Here is a 21,366-nt window from a genome sequence, read left to right on the forward strand (position 1 = left end):
GGAAGAACATTTCATGAATCTTACAGCTCGTAAACTAGTAGCACTATTAACCATAACCGCATTGGGAACAGCGACGCTCCCATTCACAACACCTCAAGCTCAGGCAGCTGGCTTCACAACTTCGATTTCCGCTACGGCGACACAGCTTACTAATCAACAGGTGCAGGCGGCCATTAAAGAACTGAACGGTCTGGGGATCATGAACGGATATAGCGATCAATCGATGGGTGAGCTTCGGGCGATCACACGTGCAGAGTTAGCTTCATTGATGTATAGAACATTTGATTTGCAGAACAAGACAGGAGACATTGCAGCAACGATAACGGATGTTCAGGCGAATGCTTGGTATGCACCGTATGCTCTGAAAGCAGTGGAGATGGGCATCATGCAGTCCGTGGATGGCGAGTTCCATCCTCAAAGTCTGGTAACTGATGCGGAGCTGGAAGAGGTCGTATCTAAATCATTAAAACGGGATGTGAAGTCCGTACACCATTGGATGAGTGCTTTCTATGAAGAAACGGGCTCTGTGACACGGGGCGAAACGGCAGTGTTGCTGCAGAAGGCGTATCAAGCCATTCCTTCGGATCAAGTCCGCATTGAAAGTATCAAACCGTTGAATAACATGACGCTCGTGATCACTTTGGACAAGCCGCTTACGGCAGAAGATGAAGTGTTTGCCAAATCCCGAACAGACTTTGCACTCAGCGGGGGACTGACCTTAACCAATATGCCTCGTTTGAAAACAGGTTCTGTTGCTACATACATCGTGCCGACATCCGTTCAACAAGCTGGAGAAGCGTATACTCTGACATATAATGGTCAAGATGCTGGTTCATTCAAAGGCAGTGACGTTAAAGTAAATATGACTCAAGTGCGCCAGGTCACGAATGATACGTTTGAGATTGAAGCTTTAAAGGAAAACGGAGTAGTGGATTACGGTTATATTATTTCGGCATACAGCGCTGGTCGTGGGGCTAATGCCTTCATTCTGAACGATCAGGAGCAGGCAGACGGCAAAACATATCAAATTATTTCTTCCATGCAGGGAAGACAAGTTACCATTACGCCGGAAAATGGTGAACCGATCATTGCCAAATATGTTCCGTTTACTCAATCAACAGATGGCAGACAAGAACCCAAATTCCGATTGCCAGAAGGTCAGATTCTGAAACCAGGGGTATCTTATACTGTGACTTCTGAGTGGGCCAATATCGAACAAGCTTCGTTTACGGCGAAATCGTTTGATTCATTAGTCGTTGAGCGTGCCCAAGTTGCAGGGGAAACGGCCGTTGAAGTGACACTTGCCCAAGATCCGGGAGATGAACTATTCTCTGGACGGAGTGTTACCCTTACAGCGCCGGATGGGCATGTCCTGACAGCTACGTATAAATATTCGAGCCGGAAAGGTGCAACAGGAGTATTTGAACTTGCGAATGGAGAAAAGCTCATCTCTGGCACAACCTACACGCTGAACCCAGTTGGCGATTGGAGTGTCGCATCATCGGTTACGGTGGTACAGCAGTAAGGAGGACCCATGAACAAATCCTTGATGCTGATCATTCTGATTAGCAGTGTACTGTTCGTTCAAGGCTGTATGCTTAACGAAAAAAGTAACCCAAAGGAGGGAAGCCGTATGGCCTCACTAAATCAACAGTTATTCAGTGCAGCCGAAGCAAAAGATACCAAGAGTATCGAAAAGCTCATTCAGGAGGGAGCCGATGTTCAGGCTCGGGATCAGAGCGGAAGAACGGCCCTGATGATTGCGACGTACAATCGGGATACCGCATCTGTGCAAAAGTTGATTGAAGCAGGTGCGGATGTTAACCAGCAGGATGACATGTTGAATAGTCCGTTTTTATATGCGGGTGCTGAAGGGTATTGGGATATTTTGAAGCTTACTATTCAGGCAGGAGCAGACCCTGCTATCAAAAACCGTTACGGGGGAACAGCGCTCATCCCCGCTTCGGAGCATGGATACGTCGACGTGGTTCGAGAGCTGCTGACCAATACCACGGTAGATGTGAACCATGTGAATAAATTAGGATGGACAGCATTGCTGGAAGCGATCATTCTAAACGATGGCAATGAACGGCAACATAAGACCATTGAATTGCTTATTCACCATGGGGCTGATGTTAATCTGGCTGATGGCGATGGTGTGACTCCCCTCCGTCATGCTAGAGCAAAAGGCTTTAAGGAAATTGAAGCTATTTTGTTGCAAGCAGGTGCAAAGTAGTGACACGCTAGTGCTACGGGGCAAACTGGAATCTGCCAGGGAGTAACTGAAGAAACAAGAAAAAACAAGAAAAAACGGGATGGAGCAGCTTTGGCTGTCTCATCCCGTTTTTGTTGTGAATTATTTTTCCTCAGGCACCTCAACCATAACCTTGCCTTTGGCTGGAGCAGCAGAGCCGCTTGCAATAGAGCCTGCCTTGTTTGATATCTCGTAGGCAGTTTCCTCCAGCATGAGGGAGTACTTGAAGGATACGAGTGTTTTACCAGCGACAGAAGGACGGGTTCCTGCTTCGGAAACGGACTTGGTTTTAATAAAGAACAAATCGCCCAGAGTTCCCGCTTGTTTACCCAGATTAGCCTGCCATTTCAGCATGGCATTGCCGTTTGTAATTGTATAATAGCTGACCAGATCATTATCCTCAATCATGAAGAAGCGATCCTTTTTACCTTGTTCAAAAATATAAACTGTTGATGAATCTACTGGCCCGAGCGGATTTTTCACCTGTAGGCGCGGTTGGCCGAAGCTTGAAAGCCGCGGCAGTTGCAACGCTGCTTCACGGGCTGCCGTCAAATCGGAACCGTTGTAATCCTTCACTACGGAAGCATTGGTGGTGTAAATATAAGCTTCCTTGGCAGCCTGATTCCAGCGCACTTGTGCGCCAAACGTTTCACCAATGGCACGAAGTGGAAGCATAGCTTTTCCTTTGACCAAGATCGGAGCCGAGGACAAGGAGACATTTTGTCCATTCTTTTTCATCGTTTTACTATCGGGTGTCAGCACGTATTGGTCACTGCCTGTTTTGATGCTGATTTGTTTGCTCTTATTATCATAACCGAAAGTGTAATCCCCGAGAAACTGCAGTTCAGTCAGGGCAATGTACGTGACTCCTTGGCGGATGACCACATCGTATTCTGCAGGCATATTGTTAATATAAGCCATAGGTTTTGTTGTAGCGGCTGCTTCAGCAACCGTAGGCGTGAACATTGCAGGAGCTACTCCTGCGGTCAGAATGGAGGCGGCCAGCAGCATTTTCCATTTTTTCTGCTTCCAAATTGAGTTGTGTGATAGTGTTGTGTTTTTCATAATCAATCTCCTTTCAGATCATTAGACGGACTGATTATCCCAAAAGTTGCATATTAATGGAACATCCACAAGATATTAACCTAATTCCTGTATATTAAACTGTAAAGTGAGGACGTAAAATAAAAGCTCAGTTTAAGGGAGGCACAGATCCTGTGAAGTTGGACATACAATAGAGTAGAGGGGATATGATTTTTCCAAAATTCATTCGGAAAACAGGTAACTTTTTAAAATGGGGAGCGTCTTATATGGAAATAACTTCTATTGGAGGATGAATGTGCGTGAAAAAGGAGCCTAATCAGAACATACGGGGTTATACTCGCTGCGTTACCTTAACGGGAATAACTGTGGTACTGCTAACAGGATGTATGATGCCAGATCCCCAAACGGATGCAATGGGCGGACAGGCTCAGGTCTCAACAACACAGGCAGCTGATACAAAAGCTCCAATTCAAGTCTCCGATACGATTTTTAACGACTTAGCGTTGCCCGATTCATCAACCTTGCTTTCAGCGGAGCAAATTTCCGCCAAGATCCCCTACAAAAAGGGAGAAGGAGTACCACTCAGAGAGGGCTTGCCTCTTTTCAGTGGCCGAAAGGATAACCGCGTTGCAGTAGATCAGATGAAGGTTACATATCTCACTATACCGAAGGAAAAGTATATTTTGACTGGGGTCCAGGGGGAGTGGTTGCAAGTCAAGAACCAGCAGCATGATAGCTACTGGCTTCCTGGATGGTATGCAATTAAACAGAGTAACGCCATAACGAAAATTGCCCCTCGTACATTCACTGTTCGAACCGACAGTAAACTATACCTCACCCCGGACAGTACTATAACTTGGCCTTCCGACGAGGCGCTATTGAAGAAGGCGCTCATCGTGGCTGAGTGGAAGGACTGGGTCGGCGTGTCCATTGCTCCCCGGATCTGGAGCAAGGAATGGACAGGTTATCATCATGTGCTGCTTTGGATCAAGAAAAAGGATGTTACAGGTCAAATGCCTGTTTCCGATGGATGGTTTGCAAGTGAACCATCGTTATCTATCGCTATGCTCCGCCATCTGGTAGATACCAAGCTGGATCAGACGACGACCACCAAGCAGGTTGCCGAGTGGTTAGGGGAGCCGGATTGGAAGGAGCGGTCCAGAAATCTGAATGAACCAGGTGATCCGATGCGGGTTAGACAGACCTGGAGATATGAGCGGCATGACGCACATCTATTGTTAACATTTAATAACAACGGCAAGCTGACAGAGATTCGCTGGAATATGCCAGCGAGTCAGGATAATGAGGCAGATATCCAAAGTTACGAGCGTATGGGCACGTTTACTTATTTCACTCAGGTTGCTGTAGGAAAGTCTCTCCCGCCAACGCTGCCCTGGAAACCGGAATGGGTGAATCAGGGAGATTTGAACTATACCTTTTTAGAAGCGGGTACAGATGATGTACTCCTCATGAAGGGAGATGATGGCGGGTTTAGCGGCATGCATTATGATGATTCCTACTATGCGCTGGATCGACATACAGGGAAAATGCTCTGGAGAGTGCATAACGGATATGGTCCTGCTCAAGCCGTTGTAAATACGAAGCGGGATGCCGTTACACTCTATACAAGTTATGACACGGATCGTAAGCAATATCTGGATCGTGTGCGCCATATCAACCTGAAAGACGGAAAGCTTCTATGGGAATATAAACCTGAAGTACGAGATAAACGGAATAACAGTTCAAACAAGAAAGATACAGCTGACGATACGGTATGGTTGAACGGCATCAAGGCTGCTCGAAACGTAGTTATTGTAGATATCACTGCGGCTGAAGGTTCCAGTAATGGGTGGATTCATGTGCTGAATAGCTCAAACGGTAAACGGTTATGGAGCAAGAAGTTAACGAAAGGATATCAATTAGTTAATCGAAGTGCCGATGAGCCTTATGTTCTGTATCAGGAGAAAAATCAGCTTGTTGCCGCAGATCCTTTAACGGGACGCACGGTTTGGCAGGTTGAATCTGAACCATCCGCGATAGATCATATCGAGAACGATTCCTATTTTGATGGCATCCATCGTTATGATCCGTTTGCCTCAGCCCCCCTTGGGCGCTGGATGTTGCTGGATGATCAGTGGGTGCTGCTTGATCTGACTTCTGGTAAGAAACGATCTCTAATTCCTGCACGTACAGGTCAGCAAATAGAAGTGCTGAATGATGGTATGGTGCTGATTCGTCAGAATCAAAAAGGAAATATGTACGGTGATTACGGCGAATATACAACCTCCTTATTTGATCTAGGTACAGGAAAGATTCGCTGGACGGTTAATGCGAAAATTGAACGCGGTCTTCTAGAGGCAGATCAACTATATGTCATTAGAAACGGATATCCTGCCGCAGTGGATTATCGTACCGGGGAGACACGGTGGGATACACAAGAATCTGTTGGAGCAAACCAATATTCGACCAATCAGGGCAGTTACCTCATCATTGGAGATCATTTGTTGCTTCCTCGAAATGAAGACTTACTTGTGATGGATAAAAAGGATGGGAAGCTGTTAGGGCGTGTGCATGATGTAGTCATGGGGACTCCGGAACATCGGGATCGGGATGCGAAGAATGGCATGATCAACCGAATGGATGATATGGTTTTCGTTGGATCAGCTAATGGACGTTTCCGTGTCCTTCCAGCACATCTCCTGGAAGGAGAGAACTCTTTTTAAAAGCTTGTCTGAGCCGCCATGTTGTTTTATTATAAATGAACAGGATTGCTCGCGCTCCGGTTATCGGCTGTGCGGGCTTTCTTCATGTGTTCTTGAAAGATTCTTGGGAGATACTTGAAGGAACCATACACGATCATTCACGGGAGGAATCTCCATGATTTCATTATATGGTGTGAGCAAACGGTTCAACGAGCGCGGTTCCCGTGCGGATCAAGGATTCGAGGCCTTGCGATCCGTCTCGCTTGAAATAAGTAAAGGTGAGATTCATGGCATTATTGGTTCCAGCGGGGCAGGAAAGTCGACCTTGCTCCGGATGCTGAACGGTTTGGAACAGCCTGATGACGGAGAGGTTGCCGTCAATGGTCAGCAACTAACCGGAATGAACGAGCGAGACTTGCGTCAGGCACGCAGATCCATCGGCATGATCTTCCAGCATTTTAATCTGGTCAGCAATCGCACGGTGCTGAGTAATGTGAGTATGCCGCTGGAACTGGCGGGGAAATCACGTTCACAGCGGCGAGAGCGAGGCTTGGAAGTACTACAATTCGTCGGACTGGAGGACAAAGCGAACCAGTATCCGGCACAACTGAGCGGAGGACAGAAGCAGCGCGTTGCCATTGCCAGAGCGCTTGCCAGTCATCCAGCTGTATTGCTCTGCGATGAACCAACATCTTCGCTTGATCCGCAGACAACAGGCGGAATATTGGATGTTCTTCGTCATGTGAACGAAACGATGGGAGTGACGATTGTTGTTGTTACCCATGAGATGGAAGTGGCTCGTCGATTATGTCACCGTATTACGGTGATGAAAGAGGGGCGAATTGTGCGTACCCTATCTGAATCGGAAGTTCGCAGTATCCCGGCTCCTCAGCCGGACATCCTCACTTCACTGCTTGCAGATGACACTCTGGGTGCAATAGGAACCGACACGGGAACGGGAACGACAGCACAACGTTTGGTGGAACGGGAGGACAAGCGATGATGTTACCTGAGTCGGTGCTTAAATACCAGCACGAAATCTGGCAAGCCATCGGAGAGACGTTTGTGATGGTGGGAATTTCTATTGCAGCTGCCGTTCTGGTCGGATTGCCTCTCGGTACGTTATTGTACTTGTTTCGTAAAGGGCAGCGATACCAGAATCGAGCCTTGTTCACGGTTCTGGGCAGTCTTGTGAATATCATTCGTTCCTTTCCATTCCTGCTTCTGGTCGTCTTCATGATCCCGTTCACTCGCTTGGTTGTAGGAACATCCATCGGTACGTTAGCTGCAACGGTGCCTCTGTCGGTCATAGCTATTGCTTATTATGCCCGTCTGGTTGAACAGGCTCTACTCGATGTGCCTAAAGGTGTCATTGAGGCGGCCTCTTCTATGGGAGCCTCAACTGCGCAACTTGTGCTTAAATTCCTGTACGTGGAGGCAAGGTCTGGTCTTGTGCTGGGACTTACCACAGCAACGATCAGTTTTGTTTCCTATTCTACGGTAATGGGAATTGTGGGCGGCGGCGGTGTGGGTGATTTCGCTATTCGTTACGGTTATCAACGCTTCGAAACGGAAATTATGATATTTACAATTGTTATCATGATTGTGCTGGTGCAGATGATTCAATTTACGGGCAGTCGGCTGTCTCGCTGGCTGGATCGCAGATCCTGAGAAACCTACTAAAAACGACTACTGATTACACAGAGAAGGGGTAAACATCCAATGAAAGCAAAATTAATGCTATTGATGCTCGCGGTTATGCTCGTTGTATCCGCCTGCGGTAAAAAAGAAGAAACGCCTGCTGCTGAGGGGGCGAAGCCAGAAGCACAAGCCGGGCAGGAAGTCACACTGAAAGTCGCAACGTTGATTCCGCCAATGACGGATGTACTGGATATCGTTAAACCGCTCCTTAAAGAGGACGGCGTAAACCTGGAAGTTGTAGTACTGTCGGATAACGTACAGCCGAATACAGCACTGGCGAACAAGGAAGTGGATGCGAACTTCTTCCAACACGTGCCGTACATGAAACAGTACAACGAGGCGAACAATGCAACTCTGGTTCCTGTTCAGCCCATCTACAACGCGATCTATGGCGGATACTCCAAAACGTACAAGTCCATTGATGAACTGCCAGAAGGTGCAACGATTGCGATCGCTAATGATCCTTCAAATATCGGGCGCTCCCTCGTCATGCTGGAACAAAACGGCCTGATTAAACTCAAAGAGGGTGTAGGTTTTAATGCGACACAAGCGGACATCACAGAGAACAAAAAGAACTTCAAGTTCAAAGAAGTAGATTTGCTGATGCTTGCCCGCATGATGGATGATGCAGATTTGGTAGCTATGACTCCTGCCTATGCAAGCCCGCTCGGTCTTACACCAAAAAAGGATGCTTTGCTGACCGAGAAGGACGATTCCCATTTTGCGATCACGTTGGTAGCTCGTGAGGATAACAAAGACTCCGAAGCCATCCAGAAGCTGGCTAAACGTATGGCCGGCCCTGAAGTGAAAGCCTTTTTCGAAAAAAACTACGCAGATATTGCCATTCCAGCATTCTAAGGTACAGATCAGTATAGAGATTTGAACATGGAGATCCGAGCAAATATGCTCGGGTCTTTTTGGTTTTGATCTGACTTCTGTTAACAACTATTTAGAAACTTAATAGAATCGGAGTTAAATTCGTTTAACTTAGTTAATATTTTTTTTGTATGTTGGTACAAATATCAATTTAATATGGAAGAGGTAGAGTGAATTGTCGTTGAAAATCAAAAAAACAGGTTGGTTAGGAAAGAATGTAACCGATTTTAAGGTCAAACTGATCATGTCCTTCATGATCTTTTTGGCGGTCCCTTCCATCACTATAGGTGTATTGTCTTATAACAATGCCAAAGAGGAAGTAACGAAACAAATTCTACTTAGTGCAGAGGAAAACGTGAATTTAGCTAATAGTACGATTGATTTAATCATCAATGTGAAACGAAAGCAGGTTGAATATTATGCGAAGGTTTTTACTGCAGACACCATGAAAAATTCAGAAGCAAACATGCTGGAGGAAATAAAGGGATTCATCGGACAGAACCCGGATGTAGTTCTTGTCAGTGTAGGTGATCAAAATGGCAAATATATATCTTCTTCGGATACAACTACCCCACAAGATTATGATCCGCGAACCAGACCTTGGTATACAGAAGCAATGAGTCAACCTGGTCAGGTTATCGTCACAGACCCTTATACCTCCGCAGCAACGAATTCGGTTACGGTTTCAATTGCAAAGGCATTGGACGACCGCTCTGGTGTAGTCAGTCTTGATCTGGATCTGAATGATATTAGCAGTAGTATAAGTAAGATCAAGGTAGGGGAGCAGGGATATATGGTATTGCTGGATCGTAGCAAAAAGTATATCTATCACCCGAACAGCTCAGCTGGATCAGAGGTGAAAGAGTCATTCTGGGCAGAGGTATTTGATAACGAATCAGGCACATTTGATTATGACTATAATGATCAACCCAAGTTTATGTATTATTTAACGAATGGTTCAACGGATTGGAAAATCGCAGGTACGATGTTCACCTCCGAGGTGGATGAGGCGACAGCTCCGATTCTGCATCGTATGATGATTGTGCTGTTATCTTGCCTTGGAGTTGGGGCTGTAATCATCTGGCTTGTCATGCGCTCCATTATTAGACCGATCAGAGAATTGAAAAATCAAGCGATACAAGTGAGTGAAGGAGATCTGACACAGACTATTGTAAGCAAGAGTTCGGATGAACTTGGTGATCTTAGTGACGCTTTTGGCAAAATGCAGACGAATCTGCGCTTGCTGATCCAGAATGTAGAGCATAGCGCAAGTCAGGTTGTTTCCTCATCAGAAGAGATGACGCAGAGTGCAGAAGTGACCAGTGCCGCGAGTGAGCAGGTGGCCAAAGCTATTCAGGAAATTACGCTGGGAGCCGAGAAGCAAATGCATGGAATTGAGCATAATCATGAGGCCATTCGCGAAATTACGTCTGGTGTGACCAATATTGCGGAGAGATCCATTCATGTGTCCGAATTAGCCAAACAGATCACGTTACAGGCAGAAGAAGGTGGCAACACGGTTAAGCAGACGGTAGATCAGATGAGATCGATTCAAGAGACCGTCTTACAGATGAGTCATATCATTCAGACTTTGGATGAACGTTCTGAGCAAATCTCGGCCATCACAGAACTGATGGGAAATATGGCGAAACAAACGAATCTACTGGCTCTGAATGCGTCGATTGAGGCTGCACGTGCAGGTGCACACGGGAATGGGTTCGCAGTAGTAGCTGGGGAAGTTCGCAATCTCGCAGAGCAATCCCAGCAGTCTGCTCAAGATATTGCTGCCCTGACGTCTGCTGTCCAGAAAGATACATTGGAATCCGTTGATATGATGAAGAAAGTGGCATTAGAGGTCGAACAAGGCATGGAGGTTTCCACTGAAGCTATTCAGAAGTTCGAACGTATTCTGGAGAGTATGCGCGAGACCACACCTCAGATTGAAGATATTGCGGCCACATCCCAGCAGATTATGGCTGGAGTGCAGGAGGTTGGAGCTGTATCGAGTGAATTGGCAGGAATTGCTTCAGCGAATGCCTCAACTTCGGAGGAGGTTGCCGCCTCATCGGAAGAACAGCTGGCTTCGATGGAGGAGATATCAGCTTCTGCAAGAAGTTTGTCAAGTATGGCAGAACATCTGCAACGTCTGATTCAACAGTTCAAGTATTAGGGAGCCGAGAGGCTCTTTTTTTACATTTTGTCTGGTAATTTCGGGGAAGTTTTTGGAATGCATATCGAAGAGTAAATGTTAGAAGAAAGGAGGAAGGATTGGGGAGAAATAAGGCAATATCCGCATTTGAATAAGGGGGAGACGCGTAATATGATTTGATTATTGCGGAGATACAATTGGCCAATCTGGCCTGTCTTTTCGTATATTAAACAACGCTAAAGTCGTAACTTGGATGGTGAACTTTGCTACGCGATCTCGTTTTAAATTTTACATTAATTTTAATTTTCGTCTTCCTCATTCATCACTATCTGAATCAATCGAGTAATCGGCATAAGCCATCATTTACCTCTCGCATGATCATTGGGATAGCGATGAGCATGTTAGGCACTGCGTTGTATTACTTCTCCATTATCTTGGATGATGGCACGATGTTAAGCTTTAGATTCATCGCTTATCTGCTTGCTGCTTATTATGGCGGAGGAGGAACGGCGTTTATCACATTTGCAGGTTTGTGGATATTTAGAATCAATGCAGGATTCTGGCCATCGATTGAAAACCTGAATTATGCGATGTACGAACTTATTTTCGTTCTGGTTACCTCAATGAATTTCAGATGTATTCGCAGATTTGTACACCAATGGTTATCCGGCTCGCTACTACTGCTGTTTGCTTATCAATTCACGATGTCTATGACATATCCATCGACACTCCTTAGCCATGGGATGACTTTGCTTTCTCAAATTCTATGTATGCTACTGGTTATATTGTTCATCTATTTCCTCAATCAGAATCATCAGTACAGACATCTGGTGATTCAAAAAGAGCAAGAGATGCTGGAGATGCTGCGCTGGCAACCAGGGTTTACGTTCAAACTACGAAAGGTGAACGGGAAATTTGAATTCCTCCTGCTCGAAGGGGAGATGTTGTCTCATCTCGGTATGGACATGCGAAGTCTAGAGCAAAGCTTCCAATTGGGAAATATTAAGGCTCTGCCCCCAGATAAAATTCAATTTCTGAAGACACAATTCAACCGCGCCTGGAGAGGCGAACGCTTTTTTTTCGAAATTGAGCACAAAGGAAACTACGCTCTGGTTAAGCTGGGGCCTTTTCTGGAGGGCACGGTGGTGAAGTATGTCATTGGGTATGGACTTGATATTACAGAACACCGAGCTGTCAGGCGAAGGATTCAGGAAAGTGAGGAGCGCTATCGTTTGCTGGAGCGAGTGTCCTCCAATTGGGTTGCAGGATTGGACAGTATGGGCAACATCGTTTCCATTAACCAGAAATTTCTCGATGTCCTCCAGGCGGAGCGGCAACAGGTTATTGGTCGTGCGCTTGCAGATTTGCTGGTGATGGAAAAATCAGATTGCTGGGTTACCGTTTTACAAGAGGTTATCTCGTCTAAAACTAATCATGAGACGGAACTGACCTTCCGGATCGGAGAAAGTGATGAATTGCATGTTCGCGTTCATCTTTATCCGCTCAAGTCATCCGGTTCTAGTGAGCAAATTAAGGCTGTCTTTCAAGATATGACAGATCAGTATCGCTGGGTGAAGGCAGATAAGGCTAGTCAGGCGAAGAGTGAGTTCCTAGCTCTGATGAGCCATGAGTTGCGGACGCCACTGAACAGTATCACCAGCTTCAGTTCCTTGCTGCAACGAACACATCTTACTCCTCAGCAGCAGGACTATCTGGGCAAGATCACCGTATCCTCGCAATCTTTACTTGCATTGGTCAATGATATTCTAGATTTTTCGAGAATTGAAGCAGGTATGTTTAATGTGGAGAATGTTCCCTTTTCCCTGGAGGATGTATTTAAACGAGTGGCAGATCAGATTAGTACGTCTATCGGTAACAAAGATATTAAGATCATTTTTCATACCGATCCCGAGCTGCCTTTAACGGTAATTGGTGATCCGTTCCGGTTGGAGCAGGTTCTTATTAATCTGCTTAACAACGCCATTAAGTTTACGGATGAAGGGTATGTCATATTTCACGCAGAGGTAATTACACTTGAGGATAAACATGTTGAAGTTCGGTTCGAGGTGGAGGATACCGGGATTGGCATCTCCCCCGAACAGATGGAGCGTTTATTTGTTCCTTTCAGTCAGGCCGAACCATCGACCTATCGAAAGTACGGAGGCTCTGGCTTGGGCTTGGTCATTTGTTATCTCCTGATCACATCATTAGGCGGCAGCCTGCAAGTGGAAAGTATACTTGGTGAATATAGCATGTTTACATTTGAGCTGGTGTATGAACTGACAGAAATAGAGGATCGTTCTTTCCTGCCAACCTATCCATTATTATATGCAGTGAATGATGTGATGGTTGTGGAAAGAGACAGAAGAGTTGCAGAAAACCTGGAGCAGATGTTGCGCTCATTTGGTCTCAGGCCCCAAATATATTCTTCTTTTCATGAAGTGCTGGACAATGGTAACTATGATTACGAGAGGGATGAATCGTCTTCTCTCCTGATCATGCTCGATATGGATATGAAACATGTACACGATGATCCGAGCTGGGAGCGATTAATGGATATGCTGCATAGTACCCGGATTCATGTATTAGGGTATAAGCGTGGAGTTAGCGAGAATGCTCTTGCCATCAAGCAGAATTCTATTCATCCGAAGGCAGTCCTGTTTCAGCCGATTACCCGTGTGGGGCTGTTTGAAACTTTGCTGACATTGCAGGATGGAGAAGTACAGAATTTGAGCCAAATGATAATTCAGGATGAATCCTCAGATCGAATGAATCAGGGAGCCATTTTGGTGGCAGAGGATCATGAGATTAATCAGATCGCCATTCGGGCGCTGCTTCAGCAGCTGGGATTTGAAGTGAAAGTGGTGAAGGATGGAGAAGAGGTACTGAGAGAACTCCATGTTCAGCCGTGGAAGCTGATTTTAATGGATTTGTTCATGCCGCTAATGGATGGAATAGAAGCTGTTAAACACATTCGTCAGATGAGACAATACGATCACTTACCTGTTATTGCACTTACGGCAAATAGCGTGAAGAAGGATCATAAGGTATATATGGAGGCAGGTATGAATGCCGTTCTGACGAAACCGATCCATGAACAACAGCTTCAAGATGTACTAGCAGCCTGGATTGATCTGAAGGGATTGCATGAAATCAGGGGGATTGATACGGATAAAGCTCTGAAACAGATGGATAACAAACCGCACATTTTGCAGTACGCGTTGAATAAGTTTGCTTTAGAATACAGCGGGTTTGAGCAAAAAATTCAGACTTATCTTGAGCAAAAGCAAATGAATGAAGTTGTGCGGAGTACACATTCTCTCAAAGGTGTTGCAGCTCACCTGCATGCTGTGAAACTGGTGCAGGCCGTTATGCATCTGGAATCACTTCTGTCTGTTCCATCCTTCGAAGGGGAGTTGACCTCCATCCTGCAACAGGTACAGCAAGAAATTGATCATATTTCAGAGTCACTACCGTGGTAAATATGACTAGCCAAGGTGCCTAAGGTGTGAATTTATACCCGACCCCCCATATGGTTTGAATATATTGGGGGTTTTTCGGGTTATCTTCAATTTTTTTGCGGAGTTTCGTAATATGTACATCAATCGTCCGATCATTAATGTAGGCATCTATTCCGCGAATGGCCTCAATCAAAGCGTACCGACTGAACACTTTGCCAGGATTCAGCACAAACAGCTTCATGATCTCAAATTCGGAAAACGTAGTTTCAACTCTGCGATTGTTCAGCAGGATGGTTCTGCGTGCCAGATCAAGGCTTAACCCTGTTTCGGTTTCGGTCATTAAAGAGTTTTCCAATAAAGCATAGCGGCGCAAAACGGCCTCAATGCGTGCCTTGAGTTCCTGCATACTGAAAGGTTTACAGACAAAATCATCGGCGCCGTCGGTTAAGGAACGAATACGTTCGGACACATCAGTTAACGAAGAAATGACAATCATCGGTAGGGAGGTATGCTCACGCATGATTGCGCATGGATTTTTCCCACCTGAATCAGGTAACATCAGGTCTATCAAAATGATATCTGGTCTGGTTTCAAGCTGCGAAAGTGCACGCCCCATGGTGTCCACACGATATACTTCGTAGCCTTCACCTTGTAAATACAGGGATAAAGTGTCACCCAGCATGTTGTCGTCCTCTATAATAAGCACTTTAGTCATGGTGTTCCTTTCTGAATCCACGTTATATAGGTATGTTAGTAATGGATGTCGCTATCCCTGGCAAGTAAGCAGTTCAGGATTCAATACTTCGATCAAGCAGTTGCATGAGTTTACGCTCTGTCGCAGTTTCTGGTGCGGGTGTATAAATGCTGCATCGCAAATCGGAATTGCCTTGAATCTGTAATGAAGTTAGATCAAACAACATTTTTCCTGCTTTCGAATGTCTGAATTCGATCCATACATCGGGAGCGCTGCTTACGCTGCTTTGTTTCCACAACGCTTGAAAATCAGGGTGGCGATTTATCATATCATCCAAAAATAAATTATACCATTCATCGTCGACATAACGACCATAATAGCCACGAAAAATAGATAAAAATCCGCTGACGAAGTCCTCCCAGTTCACTGCAAGCCTACGCAACTCTTTTCGATCAAATACCAGACTGATCATATTCCGCTGCTCTAAGGGGATCTGTTCAAAGTTCATAAAAACTTGAGCAGCAGCCTCATTCCAGCCGACAATGAAACAGCGCCGATCAGAGATAATGGTAGGACAATAGCGCAGTTCCTGCAAGATTTTCTGCAATGACGAGTGAAGTTGAAGCGTGTCTGGTTCCGGTACGGGCAGATCTGAATAATGCTCCATCGCTAGTGAGAACAAGTATTTACGTTCATCCACAGTGAGTCTGAGTGCAGAAGAAATGCTGTCCAGTACAGCATGTGATACCTGGATGCTTCGTCCTTGTTCCAGCCAGGTATACCAGGTCGTGCTGACGTTAGCCAATTGGGCGACTTCTTCTCTCCTTAACCCGGGTGTTCTTCGCCGGCCTCCGGCAGGCAAACCAACAGATTCCGGAGAGAGTTTGGAACGCTGTGTTTTTAGAAAAGTGGATAACGCTTGTAATCGAATCGCATCACTCAATGGATCACCTTCATTCTGTTTATCATGGTAGTCATTATACTATGATAAATGACAACTTGTAATAGGATATACAGAAATGGCACTATGAATGCATAAGCATCAGGAAACTGAATGAAGAACTTTACAAGGGGGACAAACCGGGATGAGTATAGAACGTGTTGTGATTACAGGAATGGGTGTGATTTCTCCGCTTGGCAATGATGTAGATACATTCTGGAACGCCTTGAAGGAAGGCAGATCGGGAATTTCTCCGATTGAGCATCTGGACAGCGCATTGTATAAAACGAGAATGGGCGGATTGGTTCGTGATTTTGATGGTGAAGCTCGCTTTGGACGTAAAGAAGCCAGGCGTATGGATCGGTTTGTACAATTTGCTGTTGCGGCAGCAGATCAGGCATTATCGGATTCAGGTCTAGTGCTGGAATCGCTGGACAGGGAGCGGATAGGTGTATATATTGGCTCAGGGATAGGCGGTATTCAGACCTTGATGGCTCAGGGAAATGTCTTGTCGGAACGCGGAGCATCGCGAGTTAGCCCAACACTTGTTCCCATGATGATATCCAATATGGCGGCAGCCACCGTTAGTATGAGATTCGGCTGCTGGGGGCCAACGCTCTCTCCGGTAACGGCTTGTTCCATTGGCAACACAGCCATTGGTGAAGCGTACCGGCTGATTCGCCACGGAGGAGCAGATGTTATTTTTGCCGGAGGCACAGAAGCAGCGGTCACAGAGATATCACTTGCGAGTTTTGGTAATGCAACAGCGTTATCTACCAGAAACGAAGCTTGTGCAGCGGCAAGCCGACCATTTGACGCAGGCAGAGACGGGTTTGTTATGGCCGAGGGGGCAGGGATCTTGGTCGTGGAGGCTCTGTCTCATGCACTGGCAAGGGGGGCAAATATTCTCGCTGAGGTTATCGGATATGGAGCCACTTCCGACGCGTACCACATGGTAGCTACTCATCCCGAAGGGCGGGGAGCTTATCTTGCCATGAGAGCAGCGTTGCGGGATGCGAAGCTGGAGCCTCGGGATATCGATGTGATCAATGCTCATGCGACCAGTACAGAGGCGGGTGATCTTTCTGAAACGAGAGCGATAAAACAGCTTTTTGGCGAACTAGCTTATCATATTCCCGTAACAGCGAACAAGTCCATGACAGGGCATATGCTTGGTGCTGCAGGGGGAGCAGAAGCGATATCTCTCGTTCAAACGCTTCTGCAAGGCATTATACCGCCAACCATTAATCAGGAGCAGGGAGATCCCGAATGTGATCTGGATTATGTCCCAAATGTTGCGAGAGAAGCAGTCTTGCAGACGGGCATATCCAATTCTTTTGGCTTTGGCGGACATAATGCGGTTATTATTCTTCAGAAATATTCAGCATGAGCAGAAGGGTTTGAATAAACGGGTGCAATAAAACAAACAGCGCGGCCATATGGCTGCGCTGTTTCATGTGTAGGCAGGGGATCAAGACGTCAGTGAAGTTGAATCCGCAATGCCTTTGCTACTTCTATTCAGCCAGCTTACCCGCCAGCGGGACTGCATGAAGAGTACAAGGCACATGGAAGCAGCAGCGATGAGACTTAGAATGACAAACCCTGGAGTGTAAGATTGATACGTGCTATACAGTTGACCCAAAATGAGTGGCAGTGCGTAACCTCCCAAACCTCCGGCAGCACCTACGATACCTGTCATCAGACCAATCTCGTTGCCAAAACGTTGAGGAACCAGCTGGAATACAGAACCATTCCCGGCTCCAAGGCACATCATGCCGAGAAACAACATGGCGATGACTACCGGAAGCGGCGGCAGGAAGGATACACCCAGAAGCATGATGCATGCGCCGGAGTACAAGAAGGTAAGCATCCGGGTTCCACCGATTTTATCCGCCAGAAAACCACCAACTGGCCGGAAGAAGCTGCCTGCAATGACACAGAATGTCGTAATGTCAGCGGCATGAACGGCAGAAAGGCCATATTGGGTATTAAAGAAGATGGTCAGATAATTACACAGTCCAACGAAACCGCCAAAGGTGACACAATAGAAGGCACAGAAGACCCAGGCATCTTTTTGTTTAAGCAACGTTCCATACTGAGAAAGCTTTTTGGGTTCTGGGCGATGCGGACTGTTTTTGGCGAAGATGGAAAAAAGGATAAAGACGATAACAATCGGGATGATCGCGAGTCCGAAAACAACTTCCCAGCTGCCAAAATGAGTGGCCAGACGATTGGCAAACAAGGTAGCAAGAACGGTTCCGCTATTACCTGCCCCGGCGATCCCCATAGCAAGGCCTTGATGTTCTTTAGGATACCACTGGCCCGCAAGCGGCAGTGCAGCTGCGAATGAAGCGCCCGCTACGCCGAGTAAAAGAGCTACGACATACAGCTGGCTGAGGGAGTCCACCCATAACCAGCCTAATAACAACGGAACTAGCGTGAAAAGCATACCGATCTGAGCGGTTAATTTGGGACCAATATAGTCGGACATGAAGCCAAGCACCAGCCGCAGGATGGAACCCCCGAGAATGGGCAGGGCGACCAGATTTGCTTTTTCCAATGGGGTCATCGGATAATCCATAGCAATAATAACAGCGAGCGGACCGAGCATACCCCAGATCATAAAACTGATGTCAAAATACATAAATGCTCCGAACAGCGTAGGCTTATGCCCGCTTTTCCAAAAACTTTTGCTCTCTACCATTCCTCATCGCTCCTCATCCAAGTAGGTTCTTTTTTTATGTCTCTAATGCTTCGTTCAGGCAGAAAAAGGCCGCAAGCCGTCCTGAACTAGAACGATTTGCGGCCCCGTTGCCGACAGGCGGTACACGTCTTTGTGCTCCCGCTTCTGAGATGATCACATCGCTGTGATTTTGATTCAAATTATAAAAAGGGAAAAACGTAATGTCAATAAAAATAACATTAAATTTTGAAATAATCATTTTTTAGTCTGATGTTTGAAATTTCATGTCAAATTAGTTGACATATATTTTGAATTCAATTAATCTGAATTTAATAAGAATCTACACAATGGCGTGTAGAACTCGGAGGCAATGGTGCCCCTTTTCCCCATACGGAGAAGGGGTTGTTGTGTTTTCGATCAGAGAAAGGGTTATTGTGCTTAATTCAATAAGAGGGTTGTGCTCTTAGAATCAAAGAGAGTTGTTTCTGTTTAGTTTGCAGATGTGAAAGGGATAGGGGGCAGCCCATGAGTAGAAAGAAACTGGTGGTTATCGGCAATGGCATGGCTGGAGTGAAATGTGTGGAAGAGATTATCAATCTGGAGCCGGATATGTATGAGATTGTCATCTACGGGACGGAACCTCGCCCCAATTACAATCGAATTATGTTATCCAAAGTACTCCAAGGTGAGCATTCCATACAGGATATTATCATCAATGACTGGACCTGGTATGCCGAGCGTAATATCCGGCTGTGCACAGGTGAGACGGTTCACCGGATTGACCCCCGTACGAAGTTTATTGAGACGGAAACTGGCAAAAAGGAAACGTACGACATATTGATCCTCGCGACAGGATCTTCTCCATTTATTCCGCCAATCCCGGGCATCGATAAGGAGCGAGTCATGTCTTTTCGGTCAATCGACGACTGTACTCGTATGTCAGATTACTCCAGAGAATACCGCAAAGCGGCTGTCATCGGCGGTGGTTTGCTTGGGCTGGAGGCTGCAAGGGGACTGCTGCATCTGGGGATGGAGGCAGTGGTGGTCCATAATGCACCTTATATTATGAACCGACAACTGGATTACGAAGCTGCAGCGATGCTTCAACGTGAGCTTGAGGATCAGGGCATGTCCTTTCTTTTGAATAAAAATACGCAGAAAGTTACCGGACGTTCACAAGCGCAGGGGCTGCTTTTCACAGATGGATCGAAACTGGAGGCACAACTGGTCATTGTCGCTGTCGGAATTCGGCCGAATGTGGATCTAGCCAGGAGAAGCGGCATTGCTACACAGCGTGCTGTTGTGGTTGACGATCATATGCGTACCAGCGTGTCTGATATATATGCCGTGGGGGAATGTGCAGAGCATCGGGGGATTAGTTATGGTCTCGTAGCGCCGCTGTATGAGCAGGGAAAGGTGCTGGCACGCACATTATGCGGACAGGAGGTACCGGGTTATGCTGGTTCTGTTCCTTATTCTCAGTTGAAAGTATCGGGTGTAGATGTTTTCTCGGCAGGAGAGATCAGCGGCGAAAAGCTGGAGACGGCAATTCAGCATTTGGATGGTATTCAGGGAACGTATAAAAAAGTGCTGATGCAAGCTGGCAAGGTTCGAGGTGCCATTTTGTTTGGAAACACGGTCGAGGGCACAGCCCTACTGGGCTTGGTGCAGCGTGAAGCGGATGTGGCTGAGCTTGCTCCCAAAGGAGATGCATCAGATCCTGCAGTGACAGCAGCAGCTGCGCTCCCAAGCCAGGAGACAGTCTGTGCGTGCAACAATGTAACCAAAGCAGCGATCCTAAAAGCTATTCAGGAGCAACGCCTGGAAACGGAAGAACAAGTGAAACAGCAAACCAAAGCTTCAGGTTCATGCGGTGGTTGCAAACCTATGGTGGCCGCACTGCTGAAACACGCTAAATGTGTGGAACTTGGAGGTGTCAGCACAAGTACTGAATCAGGCAGTACGGAGGAGAAGCCTGCTGTGCTTCCTGTATGTCACTGTACGGAGATGAGCCACGCAGAACTGAAGCATCGGGTGAGCGTGATCCTGGAGACATATGCAAAAGAAGTTAACATTTCGAACGTTGCATCCGGAGTCCTTCCATTGGAAGACACACAGATCCATTCACTGTTGAAGCAGCTGAACTGGCATTCGGAACACGGGTGCCCGGTATGTCTTCCTGCAATTCGCTATTATGTTTATGTTTCAGGATTAATGCTGTCCTCTACAGAAAATGAACTGAAAACAGAACTTAACCAACTACAAATGGAAGATTTACAAGTGGAGTTGGAGCTGGAGCAGGAACATCATCAGAGCATTTACATCTACTCGGAGCGACATGTATCATCATTGGCTTCTAATATTACTGCAAGCGAGCTGGAGACGAGACTTCGTACCGATTGGGAAACTGCAATAATGCCTTCCGAAGTGAACATCGCTATTGCTTGGGATTCTCGATCCCCGGTGAATGCGCTGGTTTCCGATTTAGGACTGCAGGCTTCTCCGGCTGGATGGGAAATTTACGTCGGAGGTCATGCTGGGCATCCGGTGAAGGAAGGCTCCCTGCTCGGGACAACTGAATCAGAGCAACAAGCGTTCATTCTCGCATCGGCCTGTCTGCAATGGTATCGACAAACGGCTTGGTTTGATGAACCCTTATGGATGTGGACGGAACGACTGGGGATGATGTCGATTCGGGAAACGCTTTTGGATACACAATTCCAACGAGAACTTACGTTTAATCGTGCACAGGAGCGCGAAATGGATGCAGAACGTAGAGCGGAGATACTTTTGGAAAAACCCATTGCCCAGGTGAAAGCTTGAAGGCTCAAATGAATAACCCGGAAAGGTAGGAGAGTATGA

15 protein-coding genes are annotated in these 21,366 nt (G+C 46.5%); 10 read left to right on the forward strand and 5 right to left on the reverse strand.

The window, feature by feature from the left end; all coding sequences use genetic code 11:
• Window positions 1-13: 13 nt before the first annotated feature.
• Together EC604_RS03925 and EC604_RS03930 are read left to right on the forward strand one after the other, a co-directional pair.
• Complete coding sequence (locus EC604_RS03925; protein WP_123062903.1) at window positions 14-1,525, forward strand: S-layer homology domain-containing protein; 1,512 nt, start codon at window positions 14-16, stop codon at window positions 1,523-1,525.
• A gap of 9 nt (window positions 1,526-1,534) precedes the next feature.
• Entirely contained in the window at window positions 1,535-2,236 is a 702-nt protein-coding gene (locus EC604_RS03930) for an ankyrin repeat domain-containing protein (RefSeq protein ID WP_240036648.1), read from the forward strand.
• A 120-nt stretch (window positions 2,237-2,356) separates the two neighbouring features.
• Here the strand turns inward: EC604_RS03930 and EC604_RS03935 are convergent, their stop codons facing one another.
• Window positions 2,357-3,319, reverse strand: a complete 963-nt coding sequence (locus tag EC604_RS03935; RefSeq protein ID WP_123062904.1) for a copper amine oxidase N-terminal domain-containing protein — start codon at window positions 3,317-3,319, stop codon at window positions 2,357-2,359.
• 278 nt (window positions 3,320-3,597) lie between these two features.
• On the opposite strand from EC604_RS03935, the gene EC604_RS03940 reads away from it, so the two are divergent.
• The 6 genes from EC604_RS03940 to EC604_RS03965 all read left to right on the forward strand — a co-directional run bounded on the left by EC604_RS03940 (window position 3,598) and on the right by EC604_RS03965 (window position 14,208).
• Window positions 3,598-6,021 (forward strand): PQQ-binding-like beta-propeller repeat protein, encoded by a 2,424-nt coding sequence (locus EC604_RS03940; RefSeq protein WP_161556852.1) that lies wholly within the window; start codon window positions 3,598-3,600, stop codon window positions 6,019-6,021.
• A 154-nt stretch (window positions 6,022-6,175) separates the two neighbouring features.
• Entirely contained in the window at window positions 6,176-7,003 is an 828-nt protein-coding gene (locus EC604_RS03945) for a methionine ABC transporter ATP-binding protein (protein WP_123062906.1), read from the forward strand.
• Complete coding sequence (locus EC604_RS03950) at window positions 7,000-7,671, forward strand: methionine ABC transporter permease (RefSeq protein WP_123062907.1); 672 nt, start codon at window positions 7,000-7,002, stop codon at window positions 7,669-7,671. Before EC604_RS03945 ends, EC604_RS03950 begins: the two co-directional genes overlap by 4 nt.
• 51 nt (window positions 7,672-7,722) lie before the next feature.
• Complete coding sequence (locus tag EC604_RS03955) at window positions 7,723-8,559, forward strand: MetQ/NlpA family ABC transporter substrate-binding protein (RefSeq protein ID WP_123062908.1); 837 nt, start codon at window positions 7,723-7,725, stop codon at window positions 8,557-8,559.
• Between the two features lie 193 nt (window positions 8,560-8,752).
• Window positions 8,753-10,747, forward strand: coding sequence for a methyl-accepting chemotaxis protein (locus tag EC604_RS03960; protein ID WP_240036649.1), 1,995 nt, complete (start codon window positions 8,753-8,755; stop codon window positions 10,745-10,747).
• 353 nt (window positions 10,748-11,100) lie between these two features.
• Window positions 11,101-14,208: a response regulator gene (locus EC604_RS03965; RefSeq protein WP_151458042.1), complete on the forward strand. Its 3,108-nt coding sequence runs from the start codon at window positions 11,101-11,103 to the stop codon at window positions 14,206-14,208.
• A 19-nt stretch (window positions 14,209-14,227) separates the two neighbouring features.
• Here the strand turns inward: EC604_RS03965 and EC604_RS03970 are convergent, their stop codons facing one another.
• Together EC604_RS03970 and EC604_RS03975 are read right to left on the reverse strand one after the other, a co-directional pair.
• On the reverse strand, window positions 14,228-14,902 hold the full coding sequence (locus EC604_RS03970; RefSeq protein WP_123062910.1) for a response regulator transcription factor: 675 nt from the start codon (window positions 14,900-14,902) through the stop codon (window positions 14,228-14,230).
• A 73-nt stretch (window positions 14,903-14,975) separates the two neighbouring features.
• The gene (locus EC604_RS03975; RefSeq protein WP_123062911.1) at window positions 14,976-15,824 is read right to left on the reverse strand and encodes a helix-turn-helix transcriptional regulator; all 849 of its coding nucleotides are present in this window, start codon (window positions 15,822-15,824) and stop codon (window positions 14,976-14,978) included.
• A gap of 148 nt (window positions 15,825-15,972) precedes the next feature.
• On the opposite strand from EC604_RS03975, the gene fabF reads away from it, so the two are divergent.
• Window positions 15,973-17,211 (forward strand): beta-ketoacyl-ACP synthase II, encoded by a 1,239-nt coding sequence (fabF, locus tag EC604_RS03980; RefSeq protein WP_123063386.1) that lies wholly within the window; start codon window positions 15,973-15,975, stop codon window positions 17,209-17,211.
• An 81-nt stretch (window positions 17,212-17,292) separates the two neighbouring features.
• On the opposite strand, the gene EC604_RS03985 is transcribed toward fabF, so the two are convergent.
• Both EC604_RS03985 and EC604_RS03990 read right to left on the reverse strand, forming a co-directional pair.
• Window positions 17,293-18,525, reverse strand: coding sequence for a nitrate/nitrite transporter (locus EC604_RS03985; protein ID WP_123062912.1), 1,233 nt, complete (start codon window positions 18,523-18,525; stop codon window positions 17,293-17,295).
• A 34-nt stretch (window positions 18,526-18,559) separates the two neighbouring features.
• Window positions 18,560-18,763 carry a hypothetical protein gene (locus tag EC604_RS03990; RefSeq protein WP_123062913.1) on the reverse strand — a complete coding sequence of 68 codons (204 nt, stop codon included), beginning with the start codon at window positions 18,761-18,763 and terminating at the stop codon, window positions 18,560-18,562.
• Window positions 18,764-19,029: 266 nt separating this feature from the next.
• Here EC604_RS03990 and EC604_RS03995 point away from each other — a divergent pair, with 266 nt between their 5' ends.
• On the forward strand, window positions 19,030-21,327 hold the full coding sequence (locus EC604_RS03995) for an FAD-dependent oxidoreductase (RefSeq protein WP_123062914.1): 2,298 nt from the start codon (window positions 19,030-19,032) through the stop codon (window positions 21,325-21,327).
• Window positions 21,328-21,366 lie beyond the last annotated feature (39 nt).

It is taken from the genome of Paenibacillus amylolyticus (assembly GCF_003719335.1).
GTDB lineage: Bacteria > Bacillota > Bacilli > Paenibacillales > Paenibacillaceae > Paenibacillus > Paenibacillus amylolyticus_D.